This is a genomic window from Mesorhizobium sp. LSJC280B00 (genome assembly GCF_000502835.1).
Taxonomy (GTDB): Bacteria; Pseudomonadota; Alphaproteobacteria; order Rhizobiales; family Rhizobiaceae; genus Mesorhizobium.
In genome coordinates this window covers 266,644-287,035 of the sequence record NZ_AYVL01000005.1, presented here as the reverse complement: position 1 = coordinate 287,035, position 20,392 = coordinate 266,644, and the positions used below count along the sequence as shown (strand labels likewise).

16 protein-coding genes are annotated in these 20,392 nt (G+C 64.9%); 5 read left to right on the top strand and 11 right to left on the bottom strand.

The window, feature by feature from the left end; all coding sequences use genetic code 11:
* Positions 1 to 8 precede the first annotated feature (8 nt).
* The 3 genes from ugpC to X773_RS50185 all read left to right on the top strand — a co-directional run bounded on the left by ugpC (position 9) and on the right by X773_RS50185 (position 5,117).
* Complete coding sequence (ugpC, locus tag X773_RS50195) at positions 9 to 1,106, top strand: sn-glycerol-3-phosphate ABC transporter ATP-binding protein UgpC (RefSeq protein WP_023675944.1); 1,098 nt, start codon at positions 9 to 11, stop codon at positions 1,104 to 1,106.
* Between the two features lie 56 nt (positions 1,107 to 1,162).
* Positions 1,163 to 3,196 carry an aldo/keto reductase gene (locus tag X773_RS50190; protein WP_023675943.1) on the top strand — a complete coding sequence of 678 codons (2,034 nt, stop codon included), beginning with the start codon at positions 1,163 to 1,165 and terminating at the stop codon, positions 3,194 to 3,196.
* Positions 3,197 to 3,335: 139 nt separating this feature from the next.
* A complete protein-coding gene (locus X773_RS50185; protein ID WP_023675942.1) occupies positions 3,336 to 5,117 on the top strand; it encodes an NAD(P)/FAD-dependent oxidoreductase in 1,782 nt (593 codons plus the stop codon).
* Between the two features lie 154 nt (positions 5,118 to 5,271).
* Here the strand turns inward: X773_RS50185 and X773_RS50180 are convergent, their stop codons facing one another.
* From X773_RS50180 to X773_RS50170, 3 genes are all read right to left on the bottom strand, one after another.
* Positions 5,272 to 6,501, bottom strand: a complete 1,230-nt coding sequence (locus X773_RS50180; protein WP_023675941.1) for an amidohydrolase/deacetylase family metallohydrolase — start codon at positions 6,499 to 6,501, stop codon at positions 5,272 to 5,274.
* A gap of 22 nt (positions 6,502 to 6,523) precedes the next feature.
* Positions 6,524 to 6,889 (bottom strand): RidA family protein, encoded by a 366-nt coding sequence (locus X773_RS50175; RefSeq protein ID WP_023675940.1) that lies wholly within the window; start codon positions 6,887 to 6,889, stop codon positions 6,524 to 6,526.
* A 358-nt stretch (positions 6,890 to 7,247) separates the two neighbouring features.
* Positions 7,248 to 7,676, bottom strand: coding sequence for an Lrp/AsnC family transcriptional regulator (locus X773_RS50170; protein ID WP_023675939.1), 429 nt, complete (start codon positions 7,674 to 7,676; stop codon positions 7,248 to 7,250).
* Between the two features lie 123 nt (positions 7,677 to 7,799).
* On the opposite strand from X773_RS50170, the gene X773_RS50165 reads away from it, so the two are divergent.
* The gene (locus X773_RS50165) at positions 7,800 to 8,903 is read left to right on the top strand and encodes a saccharopine dehydrogenase family protein (RefSeq protein ID WP_023675938.1); all 1,104 of its coding nucleotides are present in this window, start codon (positions 7,800 to 7,802) and stop codon (positions 8,901 to 8,903) included.
* A 168-nt stretch (positions 8,904 to 9,071) separates the two neighbouring features.
* Here X773_RS50165 and lpdA read toward each other — a convergent pair whose 3' ends face one another.
* From lpdA to X773_RS50145, 4 genes are all read right to left on the bottom strand, one after another.
* Positions 9,072 to 10,466 (bottom strand): dihydrolipoyl dehydrogenase, encoded by a 1,395-nt coding sequence (gene lpdA, locus X773_RS50160; RefSeq protein WP_023675937.1) that lies wholly within the window; start codon positions 10,464 to 10,466, stop codon positions 9,072 to 9,074.
* A 246-nt stretch (positions 10,467 to 10,712) separates the two neighbouring features.
* The gene (locus X773_RS50155) at positions 10,713 to 12,125 is read right to left on the bottom strand and encodes a dihydrolipoamide acetyltransferase family protein (protein ID WP_023675936.1); all 1,413 of its coding nucleotides are present in this window, start codon (positions 12,123 to 12,125) and stop codon (positions 10,713 to 10,715) included.
* A 10-nt stretch (positions 12,126 to 12,135) separates the two neighbouring features.
* Complete coding sequence (locus X773_RS50150) at positions 12,136 to 13,149, bottom strand: alpha-ketoacid dehydrogenase subunit beta (protein WP_023675935.1); 1,014 nt, start codon at positions 13,147 to 13,149, stop codon at positions 12,136 to 12,138.
* Positions 13,150 to 13,151: 2 nt separating this feature from the next.
* Positions 13,152 to 14,384, bottom strand: coding sequence for a 3-methyl-2-oxobutanoate dehydrogenase (2-methylpropanoyl-transferring) subunit alpha (locus X773_RS50145; RefSeq protein WP_023675934.1), 1,233 nt, complete (start codon positions 14,382 to 14,384; stop codon positions 13,152 to 13,154).
* A gap of 430 nt (positions 14,385 to 14,814) precedes the next feature.
* Between X773_RS50145 and holA the strand changes: the two genes are divergently transcribed.
* On the top strand, positions 14,815 to 15,861 hold the full coding sequence (gene holA, locus X773_RS50135) for a DNA polymerase III subunit delta (RefSeq protein WP_023675932.1): 1,047 nt from the start codon (positions 14,815 to 14,817) through the stop codon (positions 15,859 to 15,861).
* A 228-nt stretch (positions 15,862 to 16,089) separates the two neighbouring features.
* Here holA and X773_RS50130 read toward each other — a convergent pair whose 3' ends face one another.
* The 4 genes from X773_RS50130 to mnmG are packed head-to-tail and all read right to left on the bottom strand — an operon-like array spanning position 16,090 to position 20,378.
* Positions 16,090 to 16,971: a ParB/RepB/Spo0J family partition protein gene (locus tag X773_RS50130; RefSeq protein ID WP_023675931.1), complete on the bottom strand. Its 882-nt coding sequence runs from the start codon at positions 16,969 to 16,971 to the stop codon at positions 16,090 to 16,092.
* 45 nt (positions 16,972 to 17,016) lie between these two features.
* Positions 17,017 to 17,817 (bottom strand): ParA family protein, encoded by an 801-nt coding sequence (locus tag X773_RS50125; protein WP_084641031.1) that lies wholly within the window; start codon positions 17,815 to 17,817, stop codon positions 17,017 to 17,019.
* 33 nt (positions 17,818 to 17,850) lie between these two features.
* The gene (rsmG, locus tag X773_RS50120) at positions 17,851 to 18,492 is read right to left on the bottom strand and encodes a 16S rRNA (guanine(527)-N(7))-methyltransferase RsmG (protein WP_023675929.1); all 642 of its coding nucleotides are present in this window, start codon (positions 18,490 to 18,492) and stop codon (positions 17,851 to 17,853) included.
* Entirely contained in the window at positions 18,489 to 20,378 is a 1,890-nt protein-coding gene (gene mnmG, locus X773_RS50115; protein WP_023675928.1) for a tRNA uridine-5-carboxymethylaminomethyl(34) synthesis enzyme MnmG, read from the bottom strand. The genes rsmG and mnmG overlap by 4 nt, the downstream gene beginning before the upstream one ends.
* Positions 20,379 to 20,392 lie beyond the last annotated feature (14 nt).

Here is a 20,392-nt window from a genome sequence, read left to right as displayed (position 1 = left end):
GGATCAGCATGGCGGCAGTCACACTCAAAAACGTCATCAAGCGCTTCGGCGTCTTCGAGATCGTCCACGGCGCCAATATCGACATCGATGACGGCGAATTCGTCGTCTTCGTCGGCCCTTCCGGCTGCGGCAAGTCCACGCTGCTCCGGATGATCGCCGGGCTCGAGGACATCAGCGACGGCGAGATCGCCATTGGCGGCAAGGTGGTGAACGACGTCGAGGCGGCCGATCGCGGCATCGCCATGGTGTTCCAGTCCTACGCGCTCTATCCGCACATGACGGTCGAGCAGAATCTGAGCTTCGGCCTGAGAATGACCGGCAACCCCAAGGCAGATACCGAGCGGCGGGTGAAGCGGGCTTCCGAAATCCTGCGCATCGCCGAGCTGATGAAGCGGCGGCCGCGGCAATTGTCGGGCGGCCAGCGCCAGCGCGTCGCCATCGGCCGCGCCATCGTGCGTGAGCCGCAAGTGTTCCTGTTCGACGAACCGCTCAGCAATCTCGATGCCGAGCTCCGGGTGCAGATGCGCGTCGAGATATCGCGCCTTCATAAGGAACTCGGCGTTACCATGGTCTATGTGACGCACGACCAGACCGAGGCGATGACGCTGGCCGACAGGATCGTCGTGCTCAACGCCGGCAATATCGAGCAGATCGGCGCGCCGCTCGATCTCTACGACGACCCCGCCAACCGCTTCGTTGCCGGCTTCGTCGGCTCGCCGAAAATGAACTTCCTGGCGGCAAAAATGGTCGGGGCCGACAACGGTGCGGCGGTCGTCGAACTGGTCAATCATCGCGGCGCGCGACTGCGCAAGCCGCTTTCGGATGCCTTGCCTGCAACAGGCGGCGATGTCGTGCTTGGCGTGCGGCCGGAGCATTTCTTCGACGCCGGCCAGGGCGACTGCGACCTTACCCTCAAGGCCGACGTCGCCGAGCACTTGGGATCGGTGAGCTATGTCTATGCCAATTCCGGTACCGGGGGCGGACGCGAGGAACTGATCATCGAGCGCGAGGCCTCGCGGCATCGCGCGAACGGCGACGACCTGGTGGTGTCGATCAAAGCCGACCGCTCGCTTCTCTTCGACGCCACCGGCGCACGCATTCGCTAACCCATCTTTCTTTTGTCCGATCGCGATTGCTCGCGGCCACCCCACGGAGATTTGACATGACGTCCAAACCAGAAAAAGTTCGCTGGGGCATTCTCGGGCCCGGCAACATCGCCAAGGCTTTTGCCGGGGGCGTCGCCCATTCGCGCACCGGCACATTGGTCGCCTTAGGGGCGCGCAATCCCGGCAAGGCGGGGCTCACCGAGGCTTTCCCCGGCGCTCGCATCCTGGACGGCTACGAGGCTTTGGTTGGCGATCCGGATGTCGACGCGATCTATATTTCGACGCCGCATCCGAGCCATGCCGAATGGGCGATCAAGGCGGCCGAGGCCGGAAAGCACGTGCTTTGCGAAAAGCCGCTTGGCCTGACCGCATTCGAAGCCGACGCCATGATCCATGCCGCGCGCAAGGCCGGCACCTTTCTCGGCGAAGCCTTCATGTACCGGCTGCATCCGCAGACGGCCAAGTTGGTCGAGCTGATCAGGGCCGGCGCGATCTGCGACATCAAGATGATCAAATCCAGCTTCGGCTTCGCCATGCCGGGCTTCATGCCGGAGCACCGTCTCTACGCCAAGGATCTCGCCGGCGGCGGCATTCTCGATGTCGGCGGTTATCCCGTCTCGATGGCGCGGCTGATTGCCGGCGCCGCGGCGGGAAAGCCCTTCGCCGAGCCGGACAAAGTCGTCGGCGCTGCGCATCTCGGCCAATCCGGCGTCGACGAATGGGCGTCGGCGCTGTTGCATTTTCCGGGCGGCATCGTCGCGGAAGTGTCCTGCAGCATCTCGCTCGCTCAGGACAATGTCTTGCGTATTGTCGGCAGCAAAGGCCGCATCGAGGTGGCGGATTTCTGGTATGCCGGCGGCCAGCAAGGCGGCACCGGCGAAATCCGCATCATCCGTCCGGGTGACACCGAGGTGGTCGAGGTCACGGAGGACGGCTGGCTGTACGCATTTGAGGTCGACGCCGCCGGCGAGGCCATTCTCGGCGGAAAGCAGGAGTTCGCCTGGCCCGGCATGGGCTGGGCCGACAGTCTCGGCAATCTGCGCGTGCTCGACAAATGGCGGGCCGCAATCGGGCTCGAATACGACATCGAGAAACCGGCAAAGCGCGTCAACACGATCTCCGGACGGAAGCTGCGCTCCGGCGGAACCGCCATCCCCAAGCGCAGCATTCCGGGCCTGCCGCGGCCGGCCTCGTGCCTGGCGCTCGGCTTCGAGGATTTCCGCACCTTTTCGTCGGGCGCCATCCTGCTCGATGCCTATTTCGAGGCCGGCGGCAATCTGTTCGACACCGCCTTCGTCTACGGTTCCGGCTATACCGAGACGCTGCTCGGCCAGTGGCTGAAGAACCGCGGCGTGCGCGAGCAGTCGGTGGTCATCGGCAAGGGCGCGCACTCGCCGCTCTGCTATCCCGACGTCATCGGCAAACAGCTTACCCAGTCGCTCGAACGGCTGCAGACCGACCATATCGACGTCTATTTCATGCACCGCGACAATCCGGATGTGCCGGTCGACGAGTTCGTCGATGCGATGGACCGCGAGGTCAAGGCCGGCCGCATTCGCGGTCCGTTCGGCGGCTCGAACTGGACGATGGAACGCATGGATGAGGCGATTGCCTATGCCGAGCGCACCGGCAAGCAGAAGCCCGGTGCGCTTTCCAACAATTTCTCGCTGGCCGAAATGCTGGAGCCGATCTGGGCAGGCTGCGTCACCTCCTCCAGCGACGAATGGAAGGCCTGGCTCGCCGCCCGGCAGATGCCGAATTTCGCCTGGTCGAGCCAAGGCCGCGGCTTCTTCACCGACCGCGCCGGCCGCGACCGGCGCGACAATGAGGAGCTGGTCCGGGTCTGGTATTCGGAGAGGAATTTCGGCCGTCGCGACCGCGCCATCGAGCTCGCCAGACGGCTGGGCAAAAGCCCGATCCACGTCGCGCTCGCCTATGTCCTGGCGCAGCCCTTTCCGTCCGTCCCGCTGATCGGGCCGCGCACGCTCGACGAATTGGAAGACAGCCTCCAGGCGCTCGACATTTCACTTTCGCCGGACGATCTTGCATGGCTGGATAGCGGTTCGGATCAGGCCCGCGCGCGGGCCTGACGGCAGCGGCGATCGCTTCGGCCTACGTTGGCCCCTTAGCTTCCGGACTGTTTGCGCTGCCCTCACCCTCTCCCGCAAAGAACCCGGAAAGGGTAAGAATGAGGGCAGCGCAAACGTCACTGGAAGTTAGGGAAGACAGATGCTCGACATCGCACCGACGAAACAGGCGGCCACCTGGCTTGGTTCTTTTGCGCGAGCACTCGAGGCCGGCGACGTCGAGGCCGCAATCAACCTGTTCGTCGAGGACTGCTACTGGCGCGATCTCTTGACCTTCACCTGGAACATCAAGACGATGGAAGGCCGCGCCGCGATCCGCGACATGCTGGCGGCGACGCTGGCAACGACAAAGCCTGCCCGATGGCAGCTCAGCGGCGAAGCGACTTCGGACGAGGGCATGATCGAAGCCTGGTTCAGCTTCGAGACGTCATCGGCGTGGGGTCAAGGCGTCATGCGCCTCAGGGACGGCAAATGCCGGACGCTGTTTACGGCGATGAGCGATCTCAAGGGGTTGGAGGAGCGCAAGGGCCCGGCGCGGCCGCTGGGTGTCCGCCACAAGGCAGACCCGGAACGCGAAACCTGGCTGGAGGCGAGGCGCCGCGAGGCGCGTGACCTCGGCGTTAGCCAACAGCCCTACTGCCTGGTTATCGGCGGCGGCCAGGGCGGCATCATGCTGGGGGCGCGGCTCAGGCAATTGGGCGTGCCGGCCATCGTCATCGAGAAGAACACCCAGGCCGGCGATTCCTGGCGCAATCGCTACCGCTCGCTCGTGCTGCACGACCCGGTCTGGTACGACCATCTGCCCTACATCCCGTTTCCCGAGAACTGGCCGGTGTTCACGCCCAAGGACAAGATGGGCGACTGGCTGGAGATGTATACGCGCGTCATGGAGCTCAACTACTGGACCTCCACGACATGCGTCAGCGCGTCCTATGACGAGACCGAAAAGGTCTGGACGGTCGAGCTCGACCGCGCCGGCGAGCGCATCACGCTAAAGCCGAAGCACATCGTCTTTGCAACCGGTGCTTATGGCCCGCCCAGGCGCATCGACCTGCCGGGCGCCGAGGTCTTCGACGGCGAAATCCTGCATTCCAGCCAGTATTCCAGCGGCGAAAAATTCCGCGGCAAGAAGGTCGCCGTCATCGGCGCGGCAAGTTCCGGCCATGACGTCAGCGTCGACCTCTGGGAGAGCGGCGCCGAGGTGACCATGGTCCAGCGCTCGCCGACGACGGTGGTCAAGTCGGACACGCTGATGGAGATCGGTTTCGAGATCTTTTCGGAAAAGGCGCTGGCCCGCGGCATCACCACCGAGAAAGCGGACATGATCGTCGCCTCGACGCCGTTCGCGCTGCTGCCGCAAGGCCAGCGGGCGCTTTACGACATCATCAAGGCGCGCGACGCGGCCTTCTACGATCGCTTGCGCGGCGCCGGCTTCGCCATCGATTTCGGCGACGACGAGACCGGGCTCCTGATGAAGGCCTACCGCACCGGCTCGGGCTTCTACATCGATGTCGGCGCTTGCGACCTGATCATCGACGGCGAGATCGGCATCCGCAGTGGCGTCGGGATCAAGTCGCTGACGCAGACAGGCATCCTCTTCGACGACGGCACCGAACTGGCGGCCGACGCAATCATCGCCTGCACCGGCTATCTCTCGATGAACGAAACCGTGGCGGCGATCGTCTCGCGCGAAGTCGCCGACAAGGTCGGCCCGTGCTGGGGGATTGGCTCGGGCGTGAAAGGCGACCCGGGTCCGTGGCAAGGCGAATTGCGCAACATGTGGAAGCCGACGGCACAGGAAGCGCTGTGGTTCCACGGCGGCAATCTGGCGCTGTCGCGCTTCTATTCGAAGTACGTCGCGCTGCAGATCAAGGCGCGCATGGAAGGCATTGCGACGCCGGTCTATGGAGCGCCGGGGCGGTGACGGCCGATCTCCCCCCTTGAGGGGGAGATGGCCGGCAGGCCAGAGGGGGGCGCCGCGCGTCGAGCGCCAACCTCCATCCGTTGCAGGAAGACGAGCCCGGTCGAACCGACCCCCTCTGTCGCCTTCGGCGACATCTCCCCCTCAAGGGGGGAGATCACCCACGCCCGAAATGCCGGCTCGCCACATCGACATGAGTGTCGTGCGCATGCGCTTCGAAGCGTTCGGTCTCGCCGAGATCGTCCACCGCCTCGTTCGGCCACCAGCTGCCGCCGACCACGATTCCGTCCGAGACCAGCCTTTGCTCGGCGACCAGCGAGGCGCCGACCGAATCGACAAAGGTGAAGCGGCCCGGACGCAGCCGCAACACCGCGATGTCGCCGACCGCACCCACCGCAAGCCTGCCGAGATCGGGCCTGGCGATCGCTTCGGCAGGGCGCTGCGTGGCGGCGCGCAGCACCTCGACCAGCGGCATGCCGAGCGCCAGCAGCTTCGACATGCAGACCAGGATGTCGAAGGCCGGCCCGTCGACGCAGTAGAGATGCACGTCGCTGCTGATCACGTCCGGCGCCAGCCCCTCGCTGAGCATCGCTTTCGCCACTTCGAAATCGAACGAGCCCATGCCGTGGCCGATGTCGAAGATGACGCCGCGCTCGCGCGCCAGCCGCATATCTGGCCGCACCGCCCCCGAGGCGAAGACCGGCGCGTTGGGAAACGGCCGGAAGCAGTGGGTGAGGATGTCGCCCTTGCGCAGCCGCGGCAGCACTTCCGAGCGGCCCGGCGGCGGCTCGTCTATGTGCGCCATCAGCGGCAGGCCGGCTTTGTCGGCGGCTTCGAGCGCGAGATCGACCGGCGCGATGCCGCTGGTGCCGCCGGCATGGCGACCCGAGCGGACCTTGACGCCGACAACCACGTCCGCGTGCTCGCGAGCCGCCGCTACCGTCTCGCGCGGTTCGCAGAGCCGGAGATCGCTACACTCGCCGACCGCCACGGTCTGCGAGAAGCCGAATATGCCGGCAAAGGAAATGTTGACATAGGCCAGGATGCGGACTTTCGAGCGCTCGATGACGTGGCGGCGAAAGCCGAGGAAATTGCCGGCGCCGGCACTTCCGGCATCGATGAAGGTGGTGGTGCCGCTCTTTGCGGCGAGCCGGTCGGCATCGACGCCGAGCGACGTGCCGCCCCAATAGACATGGCTGTGCAGGTCGATCAGGCCCGGCGCGACGATGGAGCCCGTGGCATCGATGACGCGGGCGGCACGTTCGAAGGGGATTTCGGTGTCGATCGCGGCGATACGGCCGTCGGCAATCGCCAGATCGCTCTGCGCGTCGAGGCCGGACGCCGGATCGATGAGGCGGCCGCCTTTTATCAGGAGATCGAATTGCATCGCGCCTGTCTCCACTTTCCCGTCAGGCCGGCCTGTAGGCAACGGCCTCGACCTCGATCTTGATGTCGATCATCAGCCGCGACTCCACTGTCGTGCGCGCCGGCGGGTCTTTCGGGAAATGCCTGGCATAGACGGTGTTGAAAATGCCGAAATCGCGGGCGTCTTCGAGCCAGACCGTCGTCTTGACTACGTCGTCGAGGGTACAGCCGGCCAGCGCCAGTGCCGCCTTGACGTTCGACAGCACCTGCTCGGTCTGTTCGGCGATGCCGCCCTTGACCACCAGCCCGTCTGTGCCGACCGGCACCTGGCCTGAGACATAGACGAAATCGCCGGCCCTGACCGCCGGCGACAACGGCACATGGGATTTTCCAAAACACTGCTTGGGCAAGGAGGCCTCCTGTCTAGGTTCTTTGGGTGAACGCGCGGTGCTGCGAGAGATAGGGGGCGGCTGCACGCCATCGATCCACATTTTGAAAGCCTATATCGCTTTGCTGCGGTAACGCCACAACGATCACCGCCCTTGGTGATCCTTCGCGACCCCCTCTGTCCTGCCCTCTTTGCGATCACTTGGCATCTCCCCCTCTAGTGGGGAGATCGGCAGCTTCGCCGATAGCATCCATTCAGCCACCTTGGAGATTGGCGAAAGCCGCGGTGACATCCAATCTCCCCCTGGAGGGGGAGATGCCCGGCAGGGCAGAGAGGGGGGCGCTGTCCCGACAGCGTCTGGACCCGCGACACCAGCCGGCTCAGCGGTCGATCCGCGTCGACAGGATGATCGACGACGACGTGCGCTCGACTCCGTCCATGGCGCCGATCTGGTCGAGAAGCGTGTCGAGATCCCTGATCGACGGCGCCTCGACGATGACGATCATATCGAAATTGCCGCTGACCGAGTGCAGCGTGCGAACCGGTGCCAGCGCCTGCAGGCTGCGCACCACCTTGTCGGCAAGCTTGGGGGTGACGGTGAGCAGGACATGCGCCCTGACCAGCCCCTGCTCGTAATCCGGCAACAGCCTGACCCCGTAGCCGGCGATGATGCCGCGCTGTTCCAGCCGCTCGATCCGGCTTTGCACCGTTGTTCGTGAGACGCCGAGCCGCCGCGCCAGTTCGGCGGTCGAGGCGCGCGCATTGGTGCGCAGCAGGGAAAGCAGAGCCTGGTCGGCATCGCTGAGCATTTCGACGAACCTTACCGGCACATTGCCCAAAGAGAGGCTGCGTTTCGTACAATCTCACGCTTCCTTTCGACAGGCAAGCTGCGATTCTAACCGTGAATTTAGCATTGGTGCGAGGGACCGGTCATGAAGGAAATCATCGTCGTCGGCGCCGGCAAGATCGGCTCGACCATTGCCGAGATGCTGGCTTCCACGGGCGACTACCATGTCACGCTCATCGACCGCTCGGCGGCGCAGCTCGGCGCGGCCGAACTGTCTGAAACGGTCGAGACGCTGGAACTCGATATCGAAGCCGCCGGCACGCTCGAAGCCGCCTTGGCCGGCAAGTTCGCGGTGCTCAGCGCCGCGCCCTTCCATCTGACCACGCGCATCGCCGAGGCGGCGGCCAGTGCCGGCGTGCATTATCTCGATCTGACCGAGGACGTCGTCAGCACCAGGCGCGTCAAGGAACTGGCGCGTTCCGGCAACAGCGCCTTCATTCCGCAATGCGGGCTGGCGCCGGGCTTCATCTCGATCGTTGCCAACGATCTCGCCAGCCGCTTCGACACGCTGGAAAGCGTGCGCATGCGGGTCGGCGCGCTGCCGCAATACCCGTCGAATGCGCTGAACTACAATCTGACCTGGAGCACCGACGGCGTCATCAACGAATATTGCGAGCCGTGCGAGGCGATCGTCGAAGGCGAGCTTGTCGAAGTGCCGCCGCTGGAGGAGCGTGAAGAATTCTCGCTCGACGGCGTCACCTACGAGGCGTTCAACACCTCGGGCGGGCTGGGCACGCTGGCCGAAACGCTGAAAGGCAGAGTGCGGACGCTGAACTACCGCACCATCCGCTATCCCGGCCATGCCGCGATCATGAAGGCGCTGCTCAACGACCTCGGCCTGCGCCACCGCCGCGACGTGCTGAAGGACATTTTCGAAAGCGCCCTGCCGGCGACGCTGCAGGACGTGGTCATCGTCTTCGTCACCGTCAGCGGCCGCAAGAACGGCCGCCTGCTGCAAGAGACCTACGCCAACAAGATCTACGCCAAGCGCGTCGGCGAAACGGTGCGCAGCGCCATCCAGATCACCACCGCCTCCGCCATCTGCGCGGTGCTCGACATGCTGGCCGACGGCAGCTTGCCGGCCAGGGGCTTCATCAAGCAGGAGGACATCGCCCTCGACGCCTTCCTAGCCAACCGCTTCGGCCGCGCCTATGCGCAGCACGAAATGGTTAGCCGGCTTGCAGGGTGAGCTGCGTAATCTCCCCCCTCGAGGGGGAGATGTCGCCGAAGGCGACAGAGGGGGTCGCCTCGCGTAGAGCGCCAACCTCCATCTGTCGCAAGGGAGGTCGCATCCAGTCGAACCGACCCCCTCTGGCCTGCCGGCCATCTCCCCCTCAAGGGGGGAGAGCGCGAGCCCTCAGACATGCACCGCCCGCCCCAGCGCCTTCAGCGCCGCTTCCGGAAAACCCTCGCCCTGTGTCGGATGGGCATGGATCGTCCCGGCGATATCCTCCAGCGTCGCACCCATCTCCAGCGCCAGCCCAAACGCAGTGGACAGCTCCGACACGCCCTGGCCGACGGCTTGAATGCCAAGCACCAGATGGTTGTCCGCCCGCGCCACTACCCGGACGAATCCGTCCTCGCCCAACTTCGTCATCGCCCGGCCATTGGCGATGAAGGGAAACAGTCCGACCTTGATCTCGCCACGGGTCTTGGCCTCCTCCGGCGACAGGCCTGCGGTGACCAGCTCCGGATCGGTGAAACAGACAGCCGGGATCGCTCGTCTGTCCCAGCTGCGCTTGTGGCCGGCGACGATCTCGGCGACCATTTCGCCTTGCGCCATGGCCCGGTGCGCCAGCATCGGCTCGCCGGTGACGTCGCCAATGGCAAAGATACCACGCATCGAGCTGCGGCACTGGTCGTCGATGCGGATGAAGGATCCGGCCATGTCGAGGTCGATCTGCTCCAACCCCCAGCCTTCGGTCACCGGCTTGCGACCGACCGTGACCAGCACCATGTCGCCGGCAATCTTGCCGTTCTTGCCGCCATTCGTCTCGACCAGCAGCGCGTCGCGCTTAGTGGACAGCCCCTTGGCCTTGGCGTTCACGAGCACCTCGATGCCGAGTTCGGCCAGCCGCTTCACCACCGGCCGGGTCAGTTCCGCATCATATTGCGCCAGCACGCGCGGCAACGCCTCGACTACGGTCACCTTGGCGCCCAGCTTGGCAAAGGCGATGCCGAGTTCCAGCCCGATATAGCCGCCGCCGACCACCGCCAGCCTCTCCGGAACTTCGCTCAGCGCCAGCGCCTCGGTCGACGAAATGACCGGCCCGCCGAACGGCAGCGATGGCAGATCTACCGGCGCCGAGCCGGTCGCTATCACCACAGTTTCGGCTCGGATCACCTGCATGCCGATCTCGGTCTCGACGGCAACGGTCTTGCCGTCGCGAAATGTCGCCCAGCCATGCACCGTCTTCACGCCAGCTTTCTTCAGCAGGCCGGCGACGCCGTTGTTCAGCCGGCTAACGATGCCGTCTTTCCAGGCAATGGTCGCCGCGAGATCAAGCGACGGTGCCGCGACCGTTATGCCGAGTGGACTTTTGCCGCCGGCCATGTGCGAGAGCTTTTCGAACTCTTCGGCTGCATGGATCAGCGCCTTTGACGGGATGCAGCCGACATTGAGGCAAGTGCCGCCCGGTTTGCCTGCCTCGACGATCACTGTGTCGATGCCAAGCTGCCCGGCGCGGATGGCACAGACATAGCCGCCCGGACCGGCGCCGATGACCAGCAGCTTGCAGGAGATTTCCTTCATCATTGCACCTTAGTTCGACGAGCCGGCGGGGCAGCACCCCCCTCTGTCCTGCCGGACATCTCCCCCTCAAGGGGGGAGATTGGCAGCTTTCGCGTTCGGCTTAGTCCTGCAAAGCTGGAGATTGGCGAAAGGCGGGATGACGGCCGATCTCCCCCCTTGAGGGGGAGATGCCCGGTAGGGCAGAGGGGGGCGCGAAGGATCGCTACTGCTCTCATCTCGCGCCCCTGCGATCCTCTGTTCATCTCATCAATCCACAAAAATCAGCGCCGGCGTTTCCAGCAGCGTCTTTATCCGCTGGATGAACACCGCCGCGTCCCAGCCGTCGATGACGCGGTGGTCGAAGCTGGAGGACAGGTTCATCATCTTGCGCGGGATGAACTGGGTACCGTCCCATACCGGCCGCACCATCATCTTGTTGACGCCGACGATCGCCACTTCCGGATGATTGATCACCGGCGTCGTCGCCACGCCGCCCATGGCGCCCAGCGAAGTGATGGTGATGGTCGATCCCGAGAGTTCGTCGCGCGTCGCCGTGCCGGATTTTGCTGCCTCGGCCAGCCTGACAACCTCGGCTGCACAGTCCCAGATGTCGCGCGCCTCGGCGTGCTTGACCACGGGCACCATCAGCCCGGAAGCCGTCTGCGCGGCGATGCCGATATGGACGCCGCCATGCTGGTGGACGATGCCGGCTTCGTCGTCGAACAGTGCGTTGACATTGGGCTGGTCGGCGATTGCCTTGACCATCGCCCGCATCAAGAACGGCAGCAGCGTCAGCTTCGGCCTGTTCCCGCCCGGCCGCTTCTCCTTGTTGAGCGCGGCGCGCAAATCCTCGAGCGCGGTGACGTCGATCTCCTCGACATAGGTGATATGCGGGATGCGCGACTTGGCCAGCGTCATCTTCTCGGCGATCTTTCGCCTGAGCCCGACTATCTTGATGTCCTCGACCGCCTCGTTGCGGGCAAGGCCGGAAACCTTGGCGAGCAGAGGTCCGCGCGCCAGGAAAGCCTCGATGTCCTCATGCTGGATGCGGCCGGCCGGGCCGGTTCCCGGGACCTGCCGAAGGTCGATGCCGGCCTCTTTCGCCCTCAAGCGGACGGCCGGTGAGGCCAGTGGCTTTTCGCCCTCCGGACGCGGCGCGCCGGAGGTCCGCGCAGTACCCCCACCGGCGGCAGTACCCCCACCCCTAACCCCTCCCCACAAGGGAGAGGGGGATTCGCCACCCGCCGCACTTAGTCCCTTATGCGTTGGTGTTTTTTCAGATGATCGTGGAGCGGTCTCGGGTTCGGCCTTGGAGGTTGCGGCACGTCCCCCTCCCCCTTGTGGGGAGGGGTTAGGGGTGGGGGTACTGCGCTCGGTGGGGGTATTCTTGGCGCCCGCCTCAGTGGCCTGCGACGCAGCATCCCTGACATTGCCCTCGCCCGCCACCTTCAACCTGACAATCGGCGAGCCGATCGCCACCGTGTCGCCGATCTCGGCGCCCAACCAGACGATTTCGCCATCGACGGGCGAAGGAATTTCGACCGTCGCCTTGTCGGTCATGACAGCGGCCAGCACGGCATCCTCGCGCACGAGATCGCCGACCTTGACCTGCCATTCGACGAGCTCGGCCTCGGCTACGCCTTCGCCGACATCGGGCAGCTTGATGACATATTCGCCCATCGTTCCCCCTTCAGGCTTCCACCGTTTCGACGAGCGCGCGGCCTAGCCGGGCAGGACCAGGAAAATAGTCCCACTCCTGCGCATGCGGATAGGGCGTGTCCCAGCCGGTGACCCGCGCCACCGGCGCTTCCAGATGGTAGAAGCAGCTCTCCTGAACCAGCGCCGAAAGTTCGGCGCCGAACCCCGATGTCAGCGTCGCCTCGTGCACGATGACGCAGCGCCCCGTCTTGTTGACCGAGGCGACGATCGTCTCGAGATCGAGCGGCAGCAGTGTCCTCAGATCTATGATCTCGGCATCGATGCCGGTCTCCTCGGCTGCCGCCTGGGCGACATAGACCATCGTGCCATAGGCAAGCACGGTGACTGCCGCACCCGGCCGTCGGATCACCGCCTTGCCGAGCGGCACCGTGTAATGGCCGTCGGCGACTTCGCCGAGCTCATGTTTCGACCATGGCGTTACCGGCCGCTCGTGATGACCGTCGAAAGGGCCATTATAAAGCCGCTTCGGTTCCAGGAAGATCACCGGGTCCGGATCCTCTATCGACGCGATCAAAAGGCCCTTGGCGTCATGCGGGTTCGAGGGCACCACGACTTTCAGGCCGGAGACGTGGGTGAACAGCGCCTCCGGGCTCTGGCTGTGGGTCTGGCCACCAAAAATGCCGCCGCCGGTCGGCATCCTGACCACGATCGGGCAGGTGAAATCACCGTTCGACCGGTAGCGCAGCCGCGCCGCTTCCGAGACGATCTGATCGTAGGCCGGATAAACATAGTCGGCAAACTGCACCTCGACGCAAGGCTTCAGCCCGTAGGCGGCCATGCCGATAGCCGCGCCGACAATGCCGGATTCGCTGATCGGCGCATCGAAGCAGCGGCTCTTGCCGTATTTCGCCTGCAGGCCCTGGGTGCAGCGGAAGACGCCGCCGAAGAAGCCGACATCCTCGCCGAACACGATGACGCGCTCGTCGCGCGCCATCGACACGTCCATGGCGTCGCGGATCGCCTCGATCATGGTCCGCCGCGGCATGGTCAGACCCCTGCGTGTTGGCGCTGGCGCCTGAGATGCGGCGGCATCTCGGCATAGACGCCCTCGAACATGTCGCGCGCCGAGGGCTTGCCGCCGGCATGCAGCGTGCCATGGCGCTCGGCCTCCCGCTGCGCCGAAATCACCGTGTCGAGGATTTCGGCCTCGGCCTGGGCGTGGCGTTCGTCCGACCAGACGCCGCGCTGGATGAGATGGTTCTTCAGCCTGACGATCGGGTCGCCGAGCGGCCAGGCATCGGACTCGGCCTTCGGCCGGTAGGCCGACGGGTCGTCGGAGCTCGAATGGGCGCCGACGCGGTAAGTGACGTATTCGACCAGCGTCGGCCCGAGATTGCTGCGCGCCCGTTCCGCCGCCCATTTGGCCACCGCATGGACGGCGAGATAGTCGTTGCCGTCGACGCGCAGCGACGGAATACCGAAGCCGAGCCCACGGGCGGCAAACGTGCCGGAACCGCCGCGGGCGATGCCCTGGAAGGTCGAGATCGCCCACTGGTTGTTGACGACGTTGAGCACGACCGGCGCCTTGTAGGTCGAGGCGAACACCAGCGCCGAATGGAAGTCGGACTCGGCAGTCGAGCCGTCGCCGATCCAGGCGGCGGCGATCTTCTGGTCATTGCTGATCGCCGAGGCCATCGCCCAGCCGACCGCCTGGATGTACTGCGTCGCCAGATTGCCGGAGATCGAGAAGAAGCCGTGCTCCTTCGACGAATACATGATCGGCAATTGCCGCCCTTTCAGCGGATCGGCCTCGTTCGAATAGATCTGGTTCATCATCGTGACCATCGGGTAGCCGTCGGCGATGAGCAGGCCTGCCTGCCGATAGGTCGGAAAATTCATGTCGCCCCGCGACAGCGCCTTGCGGAAGGCGCAGCTCACCGCCTCTTCGCCGAGATGCTGCATGTAGAAAGAGGTCTTGCCCTGGCGCTGCGCCATCTGCATGCGCGCATCGAAGCTGCGCAGCGTCATCATATGGCGCAGCCCCTCCAGCAGTTCCTCGTCGGAAAGCAGGCCGGCCCACGGCCCGACAGCCTCGCCGGCGCGGTTGAGCACGCGAATGATCGAGAACGCCAGATCGCGGATGTCGCGCGGGTCGACGTCGATCTTCGGGCGCGGCACCGAGCCAGCTTTTGGAATGCTCACATTGGAGAAATCCGGCGTCCCGCCCGGCCGCACTTCCGGTTCCGGAACATGGAAGCGCAGCATTCCGGCATCGGCCATGATCTCGGTCCTCCACTGTTGCCCGGCTAGGATATTTGCACACCGCCAGACCAGTGCCAATTCGTCGGGCGAGGCTTCGCTGCCGCTGGCTGCTGCCCGCGGCAGACAGGATGGAGATATGTCGGCGAAATTTCTTGTCGATCTTCCGGATCGGCGCGCAATTTGGGAGATGATTGCGCCGGGTTTCCCGCCAGATAAGGCAATGCGTCGGGTTGGTCGGCGCGAGCACCTCCTTCTCCCCTTGTGGGAGAAGGTGGCCGAGCGAAGCTCGGTCGGATGAGGGGTGTTCCAGCTTGGCATCGACAGCACTCCGGCCGGCACCCCTCAACCGTCTTGGAGCTACGCGCCAATTCACCTTCTCCCACAAGGGGGAGAAGGAAAGGAGGGCGGCGCCGTTCACCCCGCGCCCGCGTCATGCTAATCAGCGCCTATGGCACAAAAGAAAGCATACGAGGTCGATGCATGGCTCGCGAAGCCGGATCCGCGCGTCTCGATCGTGCTGCTTTACGGTCCCGATCGCGGGCTGGTTGCCGAGCGGGCAAAGGCCTTTGCCGGCAAGACCGGCCTGCCGCTTGACGATCCGTTCTCGGTCGTCAGGCTGGACGGATCGGAAGTCGATCGCGACGAGGGCCGCCTGCTCGACGAGGCCCGCACCGTGCCGATGTTTTCGGAGCGGCGCCTGCTATGGGTGCGCAATGCCGGCGCTCAGAAGGCGCTTGCCGATGACGTCAAGGCGCTGACGTCGGAGCCCGCGCGGGACGCGATCATTCTCATCGAGGCCGGCGACTTGAAGAAGGGTGTCGGCCTGCGCGCCGTGGTGGAGGCGGCGGACAATGCCATGGCATTGCCTTGCTATGCCGATGAGGCCAGGGATATCGATACGGTCATCGACGACGAACTGCGCAAGGCCGGCATGTCGATGACACTGGAGGCGCGGCAGGCGCTGCGCCGCAATCTCGGCGGCGACCGGCTGGCCTCGCGCGGCGAGATCGAAAAGCTGGTGCTTTACGCGCATGGCCAGGCCGAAATCGGCCTCGACGACGTCAAGGCGACGTCTGGCGATGTCTCGGGCCTCTCCTTCGATGCGGCGGTCGACGCCCTGCTCGAAGGCAGGATCGCCGACTTCGATACCGCCTTCACCCGCCATTGCCAGTCCGGCGGCCAGCCCTTTCTGGTACTTTCATCGGCGATGCGGCAGTTGCAGGCGATCCAGGCGATGCGCGGCCAGATGGACGCCGGCGGCCGCAATGCCGCTTCGGTCGTAGCCGCGGCGCGCCCGCCGGTTTTTTTTTCGCGGCGCAAGCTGGTCGAGAAAGCCCTCGAACGGTGGAGCAGCGAAGCGCTCGGCCGCGCCCTCAACCGCCTGCAGACGGCGATCCTGCAGACACGCCGGCGGCCGGATCTGTCGGTCGCGCTGGCACGCCAGGCCCTGCTCGGCATTACCGTGGAGAGTGCCAGGCTGGCGCAGCGCACCTAATCTCCCCCCTTGAGGGGGAGATGTCGCCAAAGGCGACAGAGGGGGTCACAGCGCGTAGAACACCAGCCCCTTCCGCGAAGACAGAGGACGTGGGCGCTTGAAATTTGACGACCCCTTCTGGCCTGCCGGCCATCTCCCCCTCAAGGGGGGAGATTAACTACTTCGACGATTTCGCCAATCACCGCGCGGCAGCAAAACGTTATTTGCCGGCTAATTTTAGCAACCTACCTACTCCCGCTTCAGCCTTCGGCAAAGCTCGTCGAGCTGCTCCAGTGTCCGGTAGGCGACGCTGATCACGCCGCCGCGCTGGTTGTGCTCGATCGTGACGATCATGCCGATCGTGCTGGTCATCAGCCGCTCCAGCGCCAGCGTGTCGGCATCCTTTTGCGGCGGTGCGGCGGGCTGGCGTTTTGCCGCCGGCGCGCCGACCGGCAGCTGCGCCAAGGCCTCGGCCTGGCGCACCGAAAGCCCCTCGTCGATGATCCGCTTGGCAAGCCCGGCCGGGTCGTCGGCCGTCACCAGGGTGCGGGCGTGGCCGGCCGAGAGCGCGCCGTCGACCAGCATGTCGCGAATGACGTCGGGCAGCTTCAGCAGCCTCAGCGTATTGGCGACATGGCTGCGGCTCTTGCCGATCACCTGGCCGAGATCGGCTTGGGTATAGCCGTGGTCGTCGATCAGCTGCTGGTAGCCCAGCGCCTCCTCGACCGGGTTGAGGTCGGTGCGCTGGACGTTTTCGATGATCGCCAGTTCGAGCGCCGTGCGATCGTTGACGTCACGTACGATGATCGGGATTTCGGTCAGCCCGGCGCGTTGCGCCGCGCGCCAACGACGCTCGCCGGCGATGATCTCGTAGCGGCCCGTTTGGGTTTTCGACGGCCGCGCCACCACCGGCTGCACCACGCCATGTTCGCGGATCGACTGGGCGAGGTCGGTCAGGTCGGCGTCGCCAAAATGCCGGCGCGGGTTCTTCGGGTTGGGGCTGAGGAACTCGATCGGCACCTTGCCGTCGGCCGCCAGCCCGGGCTTTTCCGGAGCCGCCGGGCGATCGATTTCGCCGATCAGCGCCGCCAGTCCCCGTCCCAGTCTTTTTCTCGAAGGGTCTTCGTTCATCGTCCGTCCAAATCGTTTCGGTATCGAATCGCTTGTTGGTTACTGCTAGGCGACACGCAATTTGCGCTCGCGGCGGATGACTTCCGAAGCAAGCTGCAGATAGGCCTGGCTGCCCGAGCATTTTAGGTCGTAGAGAATCGCCGGCTTGCCATAGGACGGCGCCTCGGAAACGCGGACATTGCGCGGGATGACGGTTTCATAGACCTTGTCGCCCATATGCGCCCGCACATCCTGCACCACCTGGTTGGCGAGATTGTTGCGCCCGTCGAACATGGTCAGCACGATGCCCTGGATCGTCAGGTCGGGGTTGATCGAGCGGCGCACCTGCTCGACCGTCTCCAAAAGCTGGCTCAGGCCCTCCAGCGCGAAGAACTCGCACTGCAGCGGCACCAGCACCGAATCGGCCGCAGCCATCGAATTCAGTGTCAGCAGGTTGAGCGACGGCGGGCAGTCGATCAGCACATAGCCGAAGTTGGCCGAGCGCTCGGCCGAAGCCCGCAGCGCGTTGCGCAGCCGCAGCACCCGATCCGGCGCCGAGGCGATTTCCATCTCGATGCCGAGCAGGTCGAGCGTCGACGGTACGATCGACAGGCCAGGCACCGCCGTCGGGATCGCCGCCGCTTCGAGATCCAGCTCGCCGGTCAGCACATCATAGGACGAGACGCTGCGGTCGCGCCGGTCGATGCCAAGCCCGGTGCTGGCATTGCCCTGCGGGTCGAGATCGACGATCAGCACCTGTTCGCCTATGGCCGCCAGCGCGGTGGCCAGATTGATGGCCGTCGTCGTCTTGCCGACGCCGCCCTTCTGGTTGGCGACTGTGATGATTCGGGGGCCGTTCTTCATCATGGGTCTATGCCAGAAATTCATTTGGGTCGCCGGTCACAAGCCAGGGTGCTGTCGCAAGTCGGATACTTCGAGAATGACGCCCTGCGCGTCGGTTGCACTGGCATGTTCTACCAGATCGAAAGACCATCGTTGAGCGCTTTCTGCCAATTCGGCGCGGTAATCCCGGCCTTTGTGAAACAGGCCGCGCGACCCCTTGGTCAGCCACGGTGCCGCCAGGTTGAGCAAAGCCGGCAGCGAGGCGAGTGCCCTGGCTGTGACGATTTGCGGTGCTGGAACAAGAGGATAGCTGTCGTCGATGCGGCGCGCGATAACCTTGGCGGGCAGGCTGAACTGTCCGATGACCGCTTGCAGGAACGATGCTTTTTTCCGGTTGCTTTCAACCAGGTCGATACCGGCGCCGTCCCGCTCGGCAAGCAAAAAGGCCAGCACAAGGCCCGGAAACCCACCGCCGGAGCCGAGATCGACCCAGCGCTTCGCCTCTGGTTTGATTCGCGCCAGCTGCGCGCTGTCGAGGATGTGGCGGCGCCAGACATCGTCCTGCGTCGATTGCGCGGCCAGATTGATCCGGCGGTTCCATTTCTGGAAGACGGCCTCGAACTCGACCAGGCGATCGAATGTTTCACGTGAAACCGGGCCCGCTGCCGTCTGCAGGTTTGCCCAGGACGCAGCGCTCACGCGACCTGCTTTCGCGCGGCCGCCTCGGCATTGCGGACATGGGCGACAATAATCGCCAGCGCCGCCGGCGTCATGCCTTCCATGCGTTGCGCATCGGCAATCGAGCGCGGCTGGCGTGCCAGCATCTTCTGCTTCAACTCGTTCGACAGGCCGGGAACAGAAGCAAAGTCGAGCGACTCGGGAATAAGCCTGCTCTCCTCATGCCTGATCTGCGAAACATCGGCCTGCTGGCGGTCGAGATAGACAGAATATTTGGCTTCCGTTTCAAGACGTTCGGCCGTTTTGCTGTCGATCGCCGCGAAAGCCGGCTCGACCCGCGCCAGCCAAGCGATGTCGACGCCGGGATAGGCCAGCAACTCATAGGCCGAGCGACGGACGCCGTCCCGGTTGATTTCGAGCCCATGGCGCGCTGCCTCATTGGGGGTCATGGTGGTGCCGAGGGCGAGCTGTCGCGCCTTCTCAAGGTCTTGCATACCATTGTTGAACCGCTGCATCCGCTCCGGCGAGGCAATCCCCAGCCTTATCGCCAGTGGCGTCAGCCGCTCATCGGCGTTGTCGGCTCGCAGCGAAAGCCGGAACTCGGCCCGCGAGGTGAACATGCGGTACGGCTCGGCGATGCCGCGGCTGGTCAAATCGTCGACCATCACGCCGATATAGGCTTCGGTGCGGCTCAGCACGATTTCCTCGCTCGCCGACGCCTTGCGCGCTGCATTCAAGCCGGCAAGCAGCCCTTGCGCGCCGGCCTCCTCGTAGCCGGTGGTACCGTTGATCTGGCCGGCGAGGAAAAGGCCGGCGATCCGCCTGGTTTCCAGCGTCGGCTTGAGCTCGCGTGGATCGACATGGTCATACTCGATGGCATAGCCCGGCTGCAGCATGGTTGCCCGCTCCAGCCCCGGAATGGTCTTCAGGATGTCGAGTTGCACGTCCTCGGGCAGCGAGGTCGAAATGCCGTTCGGGTACACCGTGTCGTCGTCCAGCCCTTCCGGCTCCAGAAAGATCTGGTGGCCTTCGCGGTCACCGAACTTGACGATCTTGTCTTCGATCGACGGGCAATAACGCGGCCCGACGCCTTCGATCGACCCCGAATACATGGCCGAGCGGCCGAGATTGGTGCGAATCAGCTCGTGCGTCGCATTGGTCGTTCGGGCGATGCCGCAATGGATCTGCGGATTTTCGATGCGATCGGTCAGCAGCGAGAACGGCACGGGGTCCTCGTCCGCCGCCTGGCTCTCCAGTGACGCCCAATCGATCGTCCTGCCGTCCAGCCGCGGCGGCGTGCCGGTCTTCAGCCGCCCGAGCCTGAAGCCGGCGCGGCTCATCGTCGCCGACAGGCCGACGCTCGCCTGCTCGTTCATGCGGCCGGCGACGATCTTCTTCTCGCCGATATGGATCAGCCCGCGCAGAAAAGTGCCGGTCGTCAGCACCACGGCGCCGCAGGCGAGCCGGCTTCCATCCGCCAATAGCACCGCCGCGATGCGTCCGTCGTCGATTTCCCCGTTGTTGATTTCGAAATCCAGCACCTCGCCTTCGATGACATCGAGGCCAGCCTGCTGGCGGATTGCCGCCTGCATGGCGAGGCGATAGAGTTTTCGGTCGGCCTGCGTTCGCGGACCACGCACCGCTGGCCCCTTGCGGCGGTTGAGCAGGCGGAACTGGATGCCGGCGGCATCGGCGACGCGCCCCATCAGCCCGTCCATGGCGTCGATCTCGCGAACCAGATGGCCCTTGCCGAGGCCGCCGATCGCCGGATTGCAGGACATCACGCCGATCGTGTCGAAGCGCAGCGTCACCAGCGCCGTCCTGGCGCCAGCCCGCGCAGCGGCACTGGCTGCCTCGCAACCAGCATGACCGCCACCCACCACAACCACATCATAGTGATTGGTCATTTGTATATTCCGAT

Coding starts and splice junctions, on each gene's coding strand:
- X773_RS50165 (WP_023675938.1), top strand. CDS start 7,800: ATGAAGGAAATCATCGTCGTCGGCGCCGGCAAGATCGGCTCGACCATT.
- X773_RS50180 (WP_023675941.1), bottom strand. CDS start 6,501: ATGCAATTCGATCTCCTGATAAAAGGCGGCCGCCTCATCGATCCGGCG.
- X773_RS50190 (WP_023675943.1), top strand. CDS start 1,163: ATGACGTCCAAACCAGAAAAAGTTCGCTGGGGCATTCTCGGGCCCGGC.
- lpdA (WP_023675937.1), bottom strand. CDS start 10,466: ATGAAGGAAATCTCCTGCAAGCTGCTGGTCATCGGCGCCGGTCCGGGC.
- X773_RS50130 (WP_023675931.1), bottom strand. CDS start 16,971: ATGAACGAAGACCCTTCGAGAAAAAGACTGGGACGGGGACTGGCGGCG.
- X773_RS50185 (WP_023675942.1), top strand. CDS start 3,336: ATGCTCGACATCGCACCGACGAAACAGGCGGCCACCTGGCTTGGTTCT.
- holA (WP_023675932.1), top strand. CDS start 14,815: ATGGCACAAAAGAAAGCATACGAGGTCGATGCATGGCTCGCGAAGCCG.
- X773_RS50150 (WP_023675935.1), bottom strand. CDS start 13,149: ATGCCGCGGCGGACCATGATCGAGGCGATCCGCGACGCCATGGACGTG.
- X773_RS50145 (WP_023675934.1), bottom strand. CDS start 14,384: ATGGCCGATGCCGGAATGCTGCGCTTCCATGTTCCGGAACCGGAAGTG.
- X773_RS50125 (WP_084641031.1), bottom strand. CDS start 17,817: ATGATGAAGAACGGCCCCCGAATCATCACAGTCGCCAACCAGAAGGGC.
- ugpC (WP_023675944.1), top strand. CDS start 9: ATGGCGGCAGTCACACTCAAAAACGTCATCAAGCGCTTCGGCGTCTTC.
- X773_RS50155 (WP_023675936.1), bottom strand. CDS start 12,125: ATGGGCGAATATGTCATCAAGCTGCCCGATGTCGGCGAAGGCGTAGCC.
- X773_RS50170 (WP_023675939.1), bottom strand. CDS start 7,676: ATGCTCAGCGATGCCGACCAGGCTCTGCTTTCCCTGCTGCGCACCAAT.
- mnmG (WP_023675928.1), bottom strand. CDS start 20,378: ATGACCAATCACTATGATGTGGTTGTGGTGGGTGGCGGTCATGCTGGT.